The 16,769-nt window shown below is 34.1% G+C and carries 10 protein-coding genes; 6 read left to right on the top strand and 4 right to left on the bottom strand.

The window, feature by feature from the left end; genetic code table 11:
- Positions 1-5 precede the first annotated feature (5 nt).
- The 4 genes from SCB73_RS08155 to SCB73_RS08140 all read right to left on the bottom strand — a co-directional run bounded on the left by SCB73_RS08155 (position 6) and on the right by SCB73_RS08140 (position 4,207).
- Positions 6-785, bottom strand: coding sequence for a TatD family hydrolase (locus SCB73_RS08155; protein WP_320569559.1), 780 nt, complete (start codon positions 783-785; stop codon positions 6-8).
- 273 nt (positions 786-1,058) lie between these two features.
- Complete coding sequence (locus SCB73_RS08150) at positions 1,059-2,747, bottom strand: S41 family peptidase (protein ID WP_320569558.1); 1,689 nt, start codon at positions 2,745-2,747, stop codon at positions 1,059-1,061.
- A gap of 149 nt (positions 2,748-2,896) precedes the next feature.
- On the bottom strand, positions 2,897-3,619 hold the full coding sequence (locus SCB73_RS08145) for a tetratricopeptide repeat protein (protein WP_320569557.1): 723 nt from the start codon (positions 3,617-3,619) through the stop codon (positions 2,897-2,899).
- Positions 3,620-3,625: 6 nt separating this feature from the next.
- Entirely contained in the window at positions 3,626-4,207 is a 582-nt protein-coding gene (locus SCB73_RS08140) for an RNA polymerase sigma factor (RefSeq protein ID WP_320569556.1), read from the bottom strand.
- Positions 4,208-4,334: 127 nt separating this feature from the next.
- Between SCB73_RS08140 and SCB73_RS08135 the strand changes: the two genes are divergently transcribed.
- The 6 genes from SCB73_RS08135 to SCB73_RS08110 all read left to right on the top strand — a co-directional run bounded on the left by SCB73_RS08135 (position 4,335) and on the right by SCB73_RS08110 (position 16,737).
- Positions 4,335-4,634: a hypothetical protein gene (locus SCB73_RS08135; RefSeq protein WP_320569555.1), complete on the top strand. Its 300-nt coding sequence runs from the start codon at positions 4,335-4,337 to the stop codon at positions 4,632-4,634.
- 189 nt (positions 4,635-4,823) lie between these two features.
- Positions 4,824-5,807, top strand: a complete 984-nt coding sequence (locus tag SCB73_RS08130) for a hypothetical protein (RefSeq protein ID WP_320569554.1) — start codon at positions 4,824-4,826, stop codon at positions 5,805-5,807.
- A gap of 309 nt (positions 5,808-6,116) precedes the next feature.
- Entirely contained in the window at positions 6,117-8,069 is a 1,953-nt protein-coding gene (locus SCB73_RS08125) for a PKD domain-containing protein (protein WP_320569553.1), read from the top strand.
- Positions 8,070-8,218: 149 nt separating this feature from the next.
- Positions 8,219-10,879 (top strand): CHAT domain-containing protein, encoded by a 2,661-nt coding sequence (locus SCB73_RS08120; protein ID WP_320569552.1) that lies wholly within the window; start codon positions 8,219-8,221, stop codon positions 10,877-10,879.
- Positions 10,831-11,268, top strand: coding sequence for a retropepsin-like aspartic protease (locus SCB73_RS08115; protein WP_320569551.1), 438 nt, complete (start codon positions 10,831-10,833; stop codon positions 11,266-11,268). Before SCB73_RS08120 ends, SCB73_RS08115 begins: the two co-directional genes overlap by 49 nt.
- Positions 11,269-11,370: 102 nt before the next feature.
- The gene (locus SCB73_RS08110) at positions 11,371-16,737 is read left to right on the top strand and encodes a T9SS type A sorting domain-containing protein (protein WP_320569550.1); all 5,367 of its coding nucleotides are present in this window, start codon (positions 11,371-11,373) and stop codon (positions 16,735-16,737) included.
- Positions 16,738-16,769 lie beyond the last annotated feature (32 nt).

The raw sequence follows: 16,769 nt of genomic DNA, 5'->3' as shown, positions 1-16,769 counted from the left end.
TTTGGTTAAATCCCAAAAACGTCTTTTGAATTTTGAGTCGTAATCTTGGCAATTTCTTCGGCAGAAACTCCATAAATATCGCTTAATTTAGCAATAACATTGACTAAATAACTGCTTTCATTTCGTTTTCCTCGGTACGGAATCGGCGCTAAATATGGCGAATCTGTCTCCAATACAATATGTTTTAAATCGATTTGGTTCAAAAACTGATCGATTTTTCCGTTCTTAAAAGTGACAACTCCTCCAATTCCTAATTTCATTTTGTAAGAAATCGCACGCTCAGCTTGTTCTAAAGTTCCGGAAAAACAATGAAAAATCCCAAATAAATCTTCAGATTTTTCTTCTTCCAAAACTTCAAAGATTTCGTCGAAAGCTTCTCGGCAGTGAATTACGATTGGCAATTTGTATTGTTTTGCCAACTGAATTTGTCTCTTAAAAGCAATTTGCTGCTCTTTTAAATGTGTTTTATCCCAATACAAATCGATACCGATTTCGCCAACTGCATAGAATTTTCGCTTTGATAATTCGGTTTCTACATGCGCCAATTCTTCTTCATAATTATCTTTTACATATGTAGGATGAAGTCCCATCATCAAAAAGATATTTTCTGGATAACTTTTCTCTAAATCATACATAGACTGCGTTGCTGCAGCATCGATTGCAGGAATAAAAAAACGTGTAATTCCGGCATCTATGGCGCGCTGAATCATGGCGTCACGATCCTGATCAAATTCTTCAGAATATAAATGTGTGTGTGTATCGGTAATTATGGGTGCTGAATTCAATTGTCTATTTTTTTAAAGCTGTCAAAATTACGACAATATTAAAAGAATAGCAATTTCGTGGTGATTATGGAACGCGGATTTTACGGATTCACTTCGTGAAAACGCGGATGAAAACAAATTTTTTAAACTTTATATTGTCAGACTGAGCGAAGTCGAAGTCCACTAAAAAAGATCCCCAATTCTTTTTTACTTACTTATTTGTCCTTCTACTTCACTCAGGATAACAATATTCAAAAACCTTTGACAAAGGTTTTTGCCCCCAATATTATATTTTTAGTTTTTTATAGCCGCTCCTGTTTTCAAATCTCCTGTTTCAATAAAAAGCAAAGCACGATCTAAAACCTCATCTTTGCCTTCCTGAATTCCTTTTATAGTTGGTTTTACTTCAATATCTGGAACAATTCCTATTCTTTGTGTTTCTCTTCCGTCAGGATAATAAACGCCAATTCCTGAAAATAGTGTGTGAAATCCTTTAAAATCAAATTGGCTTACATTTCCGTCTGCTCCGCCAGTCTGGCTTCCAATAATTGTGGTATTTCCCGCTGTTTGAAAACACATAGCGGTCCACTCAGATTGGCTGAGTGATTTTTCATTAAGCAAAACAATCACTTTTCCTTTGTAATGATCTTTATTATCAGAACCGCTTTTTGTTCCTCCCTTCCAAATAAATCTGCCTGGATAAGCATAATATGGACGTGTGTAAATGGCAAATTCTTTTTCCTGAGAATTTAGAAAATTTGATATTTCCCTAAAAGTTCCCAATGGATAATTTCTCATATCAAAAACAATTGCTTTTGTTGACTTTAAAGCTTCAATCATAGCCGGAATATTTCTCGGTTTTATAACTCCCATATCTACATATCCAATATTATTTTTGAGAAGTTTAAACTTTTCCGTCTTTTTCTGAGCTCCTTTTTTAAATTCATTTCGATGCGACTCATGATAATCAAACCAAATCATATCTTTTGTTTCGTATTTTCCGTCTTTCAAAAATTCAACTTTAACATTATCATTGGTATTCGCCAGGACAATCCTTACGAGTTTATTTAAATAAGCAGCCTCATTTGACGCGCAAATTAAATCTCTATTTTCTGAAATAAGTTCTTTAATTGTTTTGTCATTTATTTTAGTAATGACATCTCCAATTTTAATATTATAAGCTTCGGCAACACTGTCTCCTAGAATTTCTGTCACCACTATTTTTTCATCAATTATTTTTCCTTTAGCAGGAAAAAATCTTCCATTTCCTTCACCTATCGAAGACTTATACATAAAAAACTCTGTATGGCTGTCATCTATTTTTGAAACCATTTTTTTCATTGCTGTGTAAAAATCAGTATAATTTTCAGCTTTGATCACCGCAGGCAATGTCTGAATTAAAGTTTCATCCCATTTTTGACTCATTAGATACTTAAATGGAAAAAAATATTCAACGACATTCCAATACATAAATATCATACGTAGTTTAGAATTTTTATCCTCAAAATTGGGATCGTCATAACGCTCATTTCTCAAGTTAACATTTTCTACATGTTCACTTCCTTCCACATAAAATTGTTTGCCTTGATATCTATTTTCTTCAATAAATTTGAGTTTCTTCGAAAGCTTTTTCGAAAACAATTTATCAGAATTAATCCAACTTAAATCAAAGTTTTTATCAAAAAACTTTACATCTTTTGATTCAGAAATAGGAGCGATTTCTTTTACTGGGCCAAGATCGTCAATCCAGTTTTCTAAGATTAAGGAGAACTCTTCTTTAGTTTGTGCTTTTTCTATTTTCGGCAATTTCTGCAAAAGCTGTTCGTCCCAATTGGTTTTTCCACCGGCCACTTCTGGATGATAATATTTTAAGAAACCCCATACTTTGCAAGTTGCAACCAGTTTTTCAGTTTCGGTGATTTTGGATGCACTGAAAATACTTTGCGAAAAAACAATAAAAAGTACTAACGTAATTTTCTTCATGTAGGTTTAGTTTAAATAAATAGTTTTTGGGCTATTTCTTATAAAAAGAAAACCGAATTTAGAACTAAAATTCTAAATTCGGTTACGGTTTTACGTAAAAGCATTTTTTTTATGTGTATTGTCAGACTGAGCGGAGTCGAAGTCCAAGCTTATTCTAAATCATCGAGCAACAATTGCACTTCATCATAATCTTCATAATCCTCAGAAATGGTCTGTAAGATCTCTTTGCAAGACTTATAATCTCTTTGTTTCAATTTAGATAATGCCAAATACCAAGTCGCTTTGTCTTTGTAAGCTGAGTTTCCTGCTTTCAGTTCATTGAAAACAGCTTCGGCTTTTAAATATTCGCTTTGTTCCAAAAGTGAAATTCCGTAAAAATATTGGATTTCTGGCGTTTTTCCTTTGGCCAAAACGGCTTCAAAATGCGGAATTGCCAAAGAATATCTCTTTGCATTAAATTCTTTTTCTGCATTTTTCAAAGGACCGTCTTCACTTCCTCTTTCAGCAAAAGAAGCTTGTTCGGGGTGATTATAATCGGCGAAAGCCGGATTCTGATTGTAGTTAAAAAAGAAAAGCCCAAATAATACTGCTATTGATGCAGCAACTGCCAAATACCAAGGCTTCAAGCCAATTACTTTCGGCTTTTTATTGAAATGTTCTTCAGCTATCTGATTCAGATTTTCTTTGAAAGCTTCTCTTTCTTTTTCGAATCCAAATTTATTCTCCAACTGAAGCTGTATCGACTTGAAAGTTTCAAATTCTGATGCAAACTGTGCATCTTCACTTAACTGTTTTTCGAAATCATTTTTTTCTTCAACTGCAAGTTCTCCTTCAAGATACTGATCGAATAATATGTAGCGTTCTTCGTTCATGACTGCTTATTTTTTTAGAGATTTAAAATTTTTTGCTCCCTGAATCCACTCTGTAAGCTGACCAATGCACAAGGATTTCTTTTTACGCACATAACCATACGTAACGTTTAGTTTCTCGGCAACTTCTTCCATTGATTTAATAGTGAAACTCAGTTTCAACAATTCTTGGCATTTGTCTCCCAACTTTTGAAACATGGCATCAAAAAGCTGTTGCTTTTCTTCAAAATCTTCTGTTTGAGCGATTAACTCCAGAGCCGATTCATTGATAGATACTACATCTTCATGAATTGTTACCCCTTTATTCGAGATTTTTTTGAATTCGTTTAGCCACTTTCTTTTGCATAATAAAAAAAAGTATGCATCAAAAGGGCATGTCAATTTTAAAGTGCCGGCTTTCGCCTGATTGTAAAGCAAAATCATAACTTCCTGCACAATATCCTGCGCCTGATCTCGATCGCCTGAATTATTCAAAACGAAAAAAACCACTTTGGGAACAAACTTTTTATAAATAGATTCAATTATAGCCGAATCATTTGCTGCAAGTCCGTCAATATACATTTGGTCACGATGTATTTTAATTTTCTCCATAAAAAAACTTTTGATTAGTTAAAGTTAAAAAAGAATCTCAAATAATTTTAAAATACAGGGTAACAATTACAAAATCAATTTGATATAAAGCCGTAATACTCTTTTAAACTAAAAAAATTAAAAGGAAATGGAAACCTATCAATTTACCAAAGAGAAAAATCTGGATCAGTTTTACGAAATGATTTCGGCTAAAAAACGAAATGGTTTTGTAATTATCGAGCATAAAGAAAAACTGCCTTATGTGGTTTTGTCCAAAGAAAAAAAAGCCATTAAACATTCTTTTCACCTCTTTTTGACCTGCATCACATTCGGACTTTGGTCGATTGTTTGGCTGTATTTGATTGTTTCGCTTTCGCAGAAGAAAAACATTTTAGTAGCTGTCGATGAAGATGGAAACCTTTTTGAAGACAAATGTTTATCTCCCTAAATAAAAAAATCAAAAACAAGGGTAACAAATTTTCAACCGAATTGATATAGTGTTAGACAAGCCTGAAAAATATTTTGAAAACAAGGGTAACAAAATCAAACCCAAATTGATTTAAGAATATAAATGTAACAACCAAAATCTGAAAACCACTTGAAATACTCAAGTCAGATTTTTTAAAAACTAGAAATCATGAACACAAAATTTAAAACTATCAGTCTATTATTTTTATTGCTAATCTCTTTAGTAAGCTGTGACAACAGCGATGGAGAGGATATCCAGATTATGCCTCCAACGGCGGCGGCTTTTAAAAGCATCAGCGAAAAAGGAGTTAAAGGAAATACACAAAAATTTACTGCAACTGCCGGAAGTGGAATGATTACATTAACATCGGCAAAAGGTGTAAAATTGAACATTAACGGAAATTGTTTGACCAAAAACGGAAATGCCGTAACAGGACAAATCGATATTGAATACATTGAGCTTTTTGACAAAGGAAATATGTTGATTACCAATAAACCAACTATGGGAATTACTGCTGACGGAAAGAAAAACTTATTGATTTCTGGCGGAGAATTTTTCATCAAAGCAACTCAAGGCGGTGTTGAGCTTCAAACTTCCTGTTCAATGAGCATGATTGTTCCCGCTACTTTAACGGATGGTGTTGACAATACCATGACTTTATGGAGTGGCGTAATTGATGACAAAGGAGAACTAGTTTGGAGAGAAGCAAAAGCGGGTGCTGACGGTGCTAACGGAAAAGGCGGTGTTCAGGGCGAAGGAAACAATTATTATGTAACTTTTGGAAACTTTGGATGGACAAATGTGGACCGTTTTTACAGTGATCCAAGACCAAAAACAACAATTCTTGCCGATGCTCCTGATGGTTATGACAACAACAATAGCGCAATTTATTTGTCATACGACGGCGAAGGAAAAAATGCACTTGCAAAATTAGATACTTATACCGCTGCAGGATTATTCAGCGAACATTATGGCCAAATCCCGATTGGTCTGAAATGCCATGTGATTTTTGTTACCGAAGACAATGGTCAATGGCGCTATGCGATCAAAGCTGTAACCGTCGCTGCCAACGATATTTACACTTTTACTCTTGCCGAAACCGTAGTCGGTACTGAGGCGCAATTGGTAGCAGCAATCAATGCTATTCAATAAGTTAGAAATACTTTTTTAAGAAAAAGTGATGATTTGCTCATCACTTTTTTTTACATTTAAACCTGTTTTAAAATTGATTCTCAATTAATTGAATGTAATAATTTTCAACACATAGAAACATAGTTTTTAGAAATATTTAAATAAAGGCGTTTCACTAAATCTAAATGCACATAGTTTAGCTATGTGTGGAAACTTGTTTCGTTTGATCTCTTTTTTTGATACAAAAACCTATGTTTCTATGTGTTAATTTTTTTTAATTTAATTCAACTCGTTGATTATTGAATTTTTAGAACCCAAAACTATCTAGTTATGAAACCACAACTGTCTATTTTCTTTATTCTATTTTCTATTATCACAATAGGACAAACCAAAGTAAAAGACACCATAACCCGAAGAGCCAATATTGGTTTTATCCAAAACGGAAATGCCTTTACATTTAAACCCGAAACGCCGCCTTTGATCCCGATTGCTGGTGCTCCAAAACCAAGTTATTCGTATTTATGGGAACTCGGCGACGGCCATTACAGCAAAGAAGTAGAACCAAAACATGTTTATAAAAATAAAGGAACTTACACCACGCGACTTGCTGTTACCAATAATTACGACAACGGAAAACCTCCGGCAACACGCCCGAAAAAAGTAGCCGTAAATGATATTACAGATACTAATTATAAAGATATTGCATCTATTGCAGATCAAAATGGTTTTGCCATAATGAAAAATTGTGATCCAATTCCTGATCAGGAAATGATAGTTGTAGTAAGTTATCAAAATCTGGAGAATTATGTTGCAAGCGGCAAACTGTATTTGTTTTATAATGAGAAACAATTCAAGCACAATAATTTCGAATTAAGCGATTTTAGGACTTATGCGAATGAGCGAGAAATCAAAGAAAATCTTGTTGCAAATGTTGATGATCTTGATGATACGAATACTTTTTTGGCTTCCGCCGAAAATACAATTCAGCGTAAAAAATACCGAAATACAACTACTGAAGAAGATCTTGACGCTTCATTATCTGAAGCCCAAAAAACCTATCATAATGTTTCTATTTTAGAATTTGATGATGCCAATCCGGGGGAAACTCGAAATGTTTTTTATACGTTTAAAACAACTCCGGAAATGATCAAAGATACAAGCGCAACAGTTACCATGCGCGGGATTTTTGTTCCGAATCGAAGTTATAAAAACCACAAAATCAAAAACCTAGAAATGGAAATTGTCACTTCGCACGACCCAAATAAAATGGGATCCAACGGAAGTTTTATGAATTACAGATTGGTGCGTTTTAAAAGAGTGAATTTCAAAACCCGTTTTCAGAATAATGGCGAAGGTCCGGCAAGAAAAATTCGGTTAGAAACCGATGTTCCGGATATGTTTGACAAAAAAACTTTCCAAATTGAAAGCATGTATCCCGAATGCCCGATTTGCCCAAAAGGAGAAGAACCAACCGTAAGCTGTCTCGATACCATTATCAAGCAAAAACAAATTATTTTTACTTTCAAAAACATTTATTTGCCGGGAAGCGAACAGAAAAATGTTCAGGAAAAAGATTCTACAAAAGGTTTTGTAAAATATTCAATGAAGTTTGCCGAAGACTTTCATAAAGTAAAAACCAAAAGCCGAACTGCGATTATTTTTGATAAAAACGAACCTATAATTACCAACTACGCCACAACCCGATTCTTGCCCGGAATTTCAATTGGCGCAAAAGCAGGTTACAATATTTATCCTGATTTAGATAAATCGACCAGTTATTTTGTTGGAGCGACAATTTCACCTTTTAAATCGTATCGTTTTTATTGGCAGGCGGAATGGCTGAATGCTTTGAATCAATACAATAGCGAAGTTACAGTTGAAGATCAATTTTTGACAAATGCTAACGGAGTTCGTCAATTACAGCGCACAACAACCACAACCGAAAACAAAAACATCAATTGGGAAATTCCTGTTTTGATCCGGTATAATATCAATAATTACATTGGAGTTGGTGCTGGAGTTCAGTTCAATGTAAATGTTTCTTCGGAACAAAATCAGAATATACAAGTTGACCTTTACGAAGGCGACAAAGGCAATTTTTTAATTGATTCGAAAACAACGTCAAACACAATCAAAAACTCGTTTACCGATTTTAAAACCGGATTATTATTTGATTTGACAGCTGGTTTTGCGAGAATCGGGCCGAGTTTGGGTGCGCGTTATGTGATTAATTTTGAACAGAATTTCAATTATATTCAGCTTTATGGAATATGGAAGTTTTAGTTTGTTCCGCAGAGATTCACGAAGGCAACACAGAGATACACTAAGACTTTTGCCAAGAATTTCACGAATTTTCACAAATCGAAACTCAAAAGCACTGCTTAAAAAATTAGTGGAAATTGGTGAAATTCGTGGCAAAAAAACAAATTAATATGAACTTATATCACTTATATGGTTTAATCTTCTTTTTCATAAATCTGAATGTTTCTGGACAGCATCAGGAAGATAAAATATATAATGCTGTTGATGTTTTTGTTGCTCATCCTTCCGCGGAAGCGTTACAAAATTTAAAGACTGCCGAAAATGATTTCTGGACAAATCCAAAACCAAAAACCAAAGATGAATTACTTGCTATTGTGGTTTTAAACTGCAATAAAGCGTATTATGAAAACCAATTTGGACAAACGCAAAATGCGATTTCGAGCTACGAAAAAGCGTGGCAGATTTATCAAAAAAACAAACTTTCCAACTACGACATTATTGAATTCTGCTTAAAACCTTTAGGAAATTTATATACCGTTTTGGGTGATTATAATAGTGCCGAAAACATTATAAAACAGTATTTTTTTATTGTCAATACTTCCAAAAATTATCCCGATTCGGAAAAACAAAAATTTGCTGCGATTCTGAATTTATCAAATGTTTATCAGAATTCTGGCAAGATTTCACAGGCGATTGAGCTTTTGGAAAATACTTTAAAAACAGAGAAATTGTCGAATTCGCAAAAAGGGATTTTACTGAATAATTTAGGCAATAACTATTTGTTAAGTTCTGGCGGAAACTTATTGCATCCCGAAACTCACAAAAAAGCTGAAAATGCATTTCAATCTTCGATAAAATATCTAGAAAACGAAAAAAATCAAACCGAAACTTTATCAAATTCGTGTCGAAATATGGCTTCGATGAACAGACAATGGCAACGTTTTGATCTCGCCAATTCCTATTTAGAAAAAGCCGAAAAATTACTTTTAAAAACAGCAAATCAACAACCGAGAAAACTTGCAAAACTCTATTACGAAAAAGCTTTACTTCTTTTTGATGAACGAAAATACGAGGAAAGCAAAAAACAGATTTCAGCAGTTTTTAAAACTCTGATTCCAGATTATGATTCGAGTAATCTTCTTCCCTATCAAAACCAATTGTATGCAGAAACCGTTTTAATTGATGCACTCGATTTAGAGGCCGAAATGCTGGAAATAAATCAGCCCAAAAAAGCTTTAAAAACTTTTGAACTTTCTTTTTACATCGAAGATTTGCTAATGAATTCATTAGTTTATGAAAATTCAAAAATCATCTCACAAATACGATCACGAAACCGAACTGAAAAATGCATTTCGATCTATAATAATTTATATGAAAAGGAAGGAAAAGTAGAATATCTAAACGAAGCTTTTCAATTGTCTGAAAAAACAAAATCAGGAATTTTGCAACGTTATCGTTCGAATATTAAAAATGCTTCGGCAGAAGAAAAACAGCTTTTACAGGGAATTCAAAACTTAAATAATGCCATTTTAAAAGAACAGCAAAAAGGAAATTTAGCCGCTATTTCAAAAATAAACCAGCTTATAAAAAAGCAAAATGAAGTGATGCTTTCGCTAAAGAAAATACAATCTCAAAGACAAGATTATCTTCCTGAAAAATACGATTTGAAAGCATTGTTCAAAAAATTGGAAAATGATAAAGCAATGATGGTTTATTATTTTATGGGAGCTGAAAGGCTGTATTATTTCATTTTACAAAATAATCGAATTTCATTAGCCGAAGTTCCTATAGGCGATGGAAAAATTGTTTCTATTCTATTTTTTCTAAATTATTTTAATAGCGCAGACGCCATTACAAATGATATTTCAGGTTATAATCATTATGGAAAAAAAGCTTACGATTTATTAAAATTACCCAGCAATGCCGTGTATCAAAACCTCATCATTGTTCCGGACGGAATTTTGAATTTTCTTCCTTTTGAAGCATTGATTACGCAGGAATCAAAAACGACAAATTTTGCCAAAATGCATTATTTACTCAACGATTTTAAGATTGCTTATAATACTTCGGCAAATATTTATTTGAATTCAAAACCAATTCAGAAATCAGAAAAAACAGTTTTAGGTGTTTTTCCTGTTTTTGAAAATACTGCTTTTGAATTAAGTTATTCGAAGAAAGAATTGGAATCAATCAAAAGTTATTTTAAAGGGAAATATTTAGAAAATGCTGATGCAAGTTTTGCCAATTTCAAAAATAATGCACCAAATTATTCTATTCTGCATTTAAGTACGCATGCCTCCTCGGGAGATATTGAAACTCCGGCGAGCATCAAATTTTATGATCAAGAAATCTTCTATTCTGAATTATATAATTTGCATATCAATCCCGATTTAGTGGTTTTAAGCGCCTGTGAAACCGGAATTGGAAAACTCTACAAAGCCGAAGGTGCAATGAGCGTTGCAAGAGGCTTTCAGTTTGCCGGCGCACAAAATTTATTGTTTTCGTTATGGAAAGTAAATGATTTTACGACTTCTGTTTTTATGGAAGATTTTTATAAAAACGTCAACAATAATGTTTCTTATTTTGAAGCCAACAGCAAAGCCAAATTAGATTATTTGAACAACAAATCTATTTCGAATGTCAAAAAGTCGCCTTACTATTGGAGTTCGTTTGTGTATTATGGCTCTATTTCAAATGAAGAAAAATCAACGAATTATATCTATTATATTGTTAGTTTATTGATTTTAATTGGTTTATTTTTGATATTCAATCCGAATCAAAAATGGAAAATCTTCACGAATACCTCAAAAAAGAGAAATACAAAAAAATAAAATTCAAGCTTACCAAAACCCAGCATCTTGCTATAAAAGCTAAGATCAACGGCATTTTGGGAGACTTCATTTTAGATACCGGAGCATCAAATTCTTGCGTTGGATTTGAAAGTATTGAGCGCTTTGAGTTGAAGGCAAAAAAATCGAAAACCAAAGCATCGGGTGCGGGCGGTACGGGAATGAAAACACAAATTTCCTCTGAAAACAAATTGACATTAGGAAGCTGGAAAAACAACGATTTTAGCATCGTTATATTTGATCTTTCGCATGTAAATGAAGCTTTGGAATCGCATAAAGCAAAACCCGTTGATGGAATTATAGGAGCTGATGTTTTATTGGAAGGAAAAGCAATTATTGATTATTATAATAATTATTTGTATTTGAAATGAAAATATTGCTTTAGTTAATTTTTTTTAAGCTTTTACGGAAAACCGCAATTTTAACACTATTTATTCTACTATATTTGATAGCCAATTAACAAATATAGTACTATGAAAAAAACTCTACTTTGTTTTCTTTTATTATTTACAACTACATTTTATTCTCAAGTCGCTTTCGTTACAGTTTGCGCTAACGAAACTTTTAATCTCACTTCACTTAAGGCCGATTTTATTGGTAATTTAAATCCTGCTGAAACAACGGTAACTTACTTTTTGAGTGAAAACGATGCTTTAAACAATACAAATGTAATTCTGAATCCAACTAGTTACACTGGAATTACAGGTACCTCAAAAATCTACGGAAGAATAGACAATAATGGCACTATCACGACCAATTATTTCAATTTAACTACTTTTCCGGCTTTAACAGTAACGGCTTCCAACAAACCGATACTTTGTAAAGGAGAAACTGCATCATTATCAATAAATGTTTCTGGAGGAAGTGGTTCTTATTTATATTCCTTAAATGGTAGTTCATTTACAAATCAAGATTATTATTCTTATTTGCCTGCTGGTATTTATACTATTACTGTTCGGGATGACGTGAGAGGCTGCAAAACTTCGATTGTTTATACTATTACAGAGCCTTCAGCTTTAGTGGCAACGCAAATGATTGTAGATCAAAATACAATAATTGTCACAGCCAATGGAGGAACACCGCCATACCAATATTCATTAAACGGAATAAATTTTCAATCAAGCAATGTTTTTTCAAATGTAGCTCCTGGTAATTATAATGTAAGTGTAAGTGATTCGGAAGGATGTAGTGCGACAGTAAATACAACAGTTGCTCCTTTCTTAAACTTAACTGCATTTGTAACCAAAGATTTAGATTGTTCGGGCAACGGCAATAACGGAATTATAACTGCAAACGCTACTGGAGGCCAAGCTCCGTATACGTATTCAATTAATGGATTTACTTATCAAACCTCTAATATTTTTAATAATCTTAATGCTGGCACTTATTCTATTACGGTTAAAGATGCTTTAAATTCGGTTTCAAATCCATTTGCACTGACTATCGCACCGCTTGTTAATGTTACAGGTGTTGCACTTGTTACCGATGCTACAAGCTGTAATACTGCATCAATTAAGGTTCAGGCAACTTCTGGTCAGGCTCCATTTTATTATTCTATGGACAATGGGCAAACTTTTACGAATAGTAATGTTTTTAGTAATCTGGCTCCAGGCAATTATACTTTCCTTATTAAAGACAGTAAAAATTGTGTTTCGACTCCATTATTTAATACTGTACAACCGCCATCGCCACCATTAATGGCAAATGTTGCTGCCACGCCAATATTGTGCTGGGGTGAAAAAGCAACTTTGACCATTGCAGCGACAGGAGGACAAGCGCCTTATCAATATTCGATAAATAATGATATTTACTCAAGCAATAATGTATTTGCAAACCTTAACGCTGGAAATTATATTATTAAAGTAAAAGATGCTGCGGGTTGTATAACTACACTTCCCTATACCATTACACAACCAACAGAAGTATTTGGAGAACTATTAATTGAGGGCAATACGATTTCTGTTATTGATGTAAGTGGAGGAACAGGACCCTATCTTTATTCCATAAATAATGGTGCTTTTCAAAGCAGCAATGTGTTTACAAATGTGGGCGTTGGAACATCTTTTATTAGGTTAAAAGACTCAAATAACTGTGAGCCTGTTCGTCTTACGGCTGAAATAGCAAATCCTATCACAGCTAACATTTCTATTACTAAAACACTAGATTGCACCAGCGGCGCAGAAGTTACCGTTGCTGCAACAGGAGGCTTTTCACCATATGCTTATTCTATTGATAATGGAACAACTTTTCAGAGTAGCAACATTTTTACTAATCTAAATGCAGGAAATTATTCCGTTATTGTTAAAGACATTAATAATACTTTTGCTACTTCAAATGTTATAACTGTTTTGCCTGTAAATGCTCCAACAATAACAGTTTCAAAAACAAATACAACCTGCTACCAAGCCAATGACGGAAGTATAAACATACAAGTACAAGGCGGAAAAGCACCTTATAGCTATTCAATAAACAATAGCGCTTTTGTTTCTACAAATGTTTTTACAAATTTAAGCGCCGGAGTTTATAATGTCACTGTAAAAGATGCAAATGGATGTCTGAGTTCATATTTCATCCAAATTGACCAACCTTCCCCAATAACTTTAATTGCAAATGTTTCAAATTCCACAAACGGTAATAATGGAAAAATAACCGTTGTTGCAACAGGCGGAGTTGCATCTTATACTTATGCATTGACAAATAACGGAATGCCAGCTAGCGTTTTTCAAACCTCAACTATTTTTGACGGTTTGCAAGTAGGATCCTATGATGTTCAGGTTAGAGATGCAAATGGGTGCATTGCAATAAGAACGGTCTCGATTGTTGATGGGCCACCAGCACTTTTAGCAACTGCTACAGCGACTCCAATAACGTGTACTAACCCTTATGGAATCATAACAGCTAATGCAACAGGTGGAACACCTCCTTATACCTATTCTTTTGACAATGGAATGACTTATAGCGCTTCGAATACTTATACTGCATTTCCAGGAACTTATTTAATAAAAGTTAAAGATGCTACAAATACTGAAACATCTACAACAATTAATTTAATTGTCCCTCCATCTATAGCTACAACAGCAACACTTATAAAAGCAATAGATTGCACAAGCAATGCAACAGTAATAATAAATGCCGTGGGCGGAATAGGAGCTTACCAATATTCTATCAATGGAAGTGTATATTCATCTAACAATATTTTTACTGATTTAGGTGCGGGAACATATCAGTTTTCTGTAAAAGACAGCGGTAGTTGCGTTTCACTTACAAATACTCTAGTAATAGAACCGCTTGTTCCCTTAACTGCAACTGCAACAAATACTGTATTTTGTAGATCGGAATATGGATCGGTAACCATTACGGCATCAGGAGGAAGGGCTCCTTACCAATACTCCCTTAAAGATGATGTTTACACAACTACCAACACTTTTAACGAAGTTGGATCCGGAATATATACCATCAAAGTGAAAGATGCTAATGATTGTATCTTCACTTTGCCTTATACAATAACTGAGCCAGCAAATATGATAGGACGATTAGTTGTAGAAGGGAACACAGCAAGCATTGTTAATGTAAGAGGCGGCAGTGGCACTTATCTTTATTCTCTAAATGATGGTGAATTACAGTCCAGTAATGTTTTTACAAACCTGCGTGGTTCTAATTGGATACTGGTTTATGATTCTTTAGGCTGTTTTGGGTTCGCGCATTCATTTTTTATTGAAGATCCTATTGCGCTGACTGTTCAAATCAACAAAGCAATGGATTGTTCAACCAACACCGGAACTATTTCTGTTGTTGCTTCTGGAGGCAAAGCTCCTTATGAATATTCTATTAATGGAGGAACAACTTACCAAACAAATGCTGTTTTTAACAATCTGCCAGCCGGTACCTATACCGTTTGGGTAAAAGATGCAGCAGGCACTATAAATTCGGAGAATACTGTAGACTTAATGGAGTCGGCTCCAGTATTCGCAACAGCAACTATTACAAAAGCAACGAGCTGCAATGAAAATGATATTGTCACAATTAATGCTACTCAAGGAAAAGCACCTTACCTGTATTCTGCTAACGGAATTACTTTTTCTTCCGTAAATACTTTTAATGAATTAACCGCAGGAACACATAATTTATATGTAAAAGACAGTAATGGTTGTCAAGTTATTGTATCAGTGACGATTGAATCTTCTTCTGCAGTGACTGCTACTACTACACAAGTAACCCCATATTGTTTTAATAATAGTAACGGATCCATAACTGTAATTGCCAATGGCGGAAAAGCACCTTATACGTATTCGATAGACAATAAAATCTATACTTCTGCAAATATTTTTACTGGTTTAACAGCCGGACAATATATTATTTGGGTAAAAGATGCGCTTGGATGTGGTGTCGCCTTAACGGTAGAATTGGCACAGCCAACAATTTTATCTTTGACGAACACTGCTACAAATAGTACAACTGTTGCTAGTAATGATGGAAAAATTACAATTTCGGCTCAAGGCGGAACAGCTCCTTATCAATATGTACTGAAATACGATAATATCAGTATTCCGCAAACTTCTCCTATTTTTGAAGGTTTATCGGTTGGGAAATACAATATCGAAGTAATCGATTCAAGAGGTTGCAGTGTAAATCTTTCGGGAATAACGATCACGTCACAAACCCTTTTTGGCACTCTCATGATAAAGCCAATTACTTGCACAACTTTAGGCACTATTACCATTAATGCAGCAGGAGGCAAATACCCTCATCAATATTCTTTTGATAATGGTATTACTTACGGCTCATCTAATATCGCTTCTAATTTACAAGCAGGAGATTACACCATAAAAGTTAAAGATGCAGGAGGCGATATACTCACCCTTTCTACTGCCTTAGCTGGTGTAAATTCGGTTGTAGCGACAGCATCTATTACTTCTCCAATACGTTGTCCAGGAAACAATGATGCTGTGATTCAGGTAACAGCTTCAGGAGGAAAAGCGCCTTATCTTTATTCATTAAACGGAAATACATATCAAGCTAGCAATATCTTCTCTAATCTGTATGCTGGCACTTATTTAATAGCAGTAAAAGATAGTAATGAATGTACTTCTACTCTAATAATTACTGTAACTGAATCTATTGCGTTGATAGCTACAGCCGAAGTTGTAAATCAAAACGTCACGATAAATGCTACGGGCGGGGCTGGAGGTTATAGATATGCGATATCTCCTAATTTGAATCTGTTTTCAACAAACAATACTTTCTCTAATTTATCGACTGGAATCTATCGTGTTGTCACTTCCGATTTAAATGGATGTTATGTCATGAGTGATATTACTGTTGACCCCGTCGCTCCAACAATAGATGGACAAAGCAATAAAATAACTGTAGAATTCAAAGCCGGACAAACTTTAGCAGATTTAACTATCGATGGACAAGATATTAAATGGTACAGTACACCAGGAACTTCACCAACAAGCAAAACAAATGAAACTCCATTACCATTAACAACTGTTTTAGTTGACGGAAAAACGTATTATGCTTCACAAACCATAAACGGAATTGAAAGTAAGGAACGTCTTGCGGTAACAGCCAAAGTTAATGGTTCACTTTCGGCACCAGATTTCAATTTGACTTCGTTCCAATTTTATCCTAATCCGGTGATTGATATTTTAAATATTGAAAACAATGCTGTTATCGACGATGTTGAAATTATTGATGTTTCTGGAAAATCTGTTTTATCCAAAAAGATAAATGCTCTTTCTGCTGGGATTGATTTATCAAGTCTTTCTAGTGGTGTTTATATTCTAAAAGTAACATCTGAAGGGAAAGCAAAAACAGTAAAATTCATTAAAAAATAATTATTCAAAAGCCATAAAAAAAGCCTTCATTT

The sequence above is a fragment of the Flavobacterium sp. KACC 22761 genome, assembly GCF_034058155.1.
In the GTDB taxonomy this organism is placed as follows: domain Bacteria; phylum Bacteroidota; class Bacteroidia; order Flavobacteriales; family Flavobacteriaceae; genus Flavobacterium.
The sequence above is the reverse complement of the archived record's forward strand: the minus strand, read 5'-3'. Positions and strand labels throughout refer to the sequence as shown.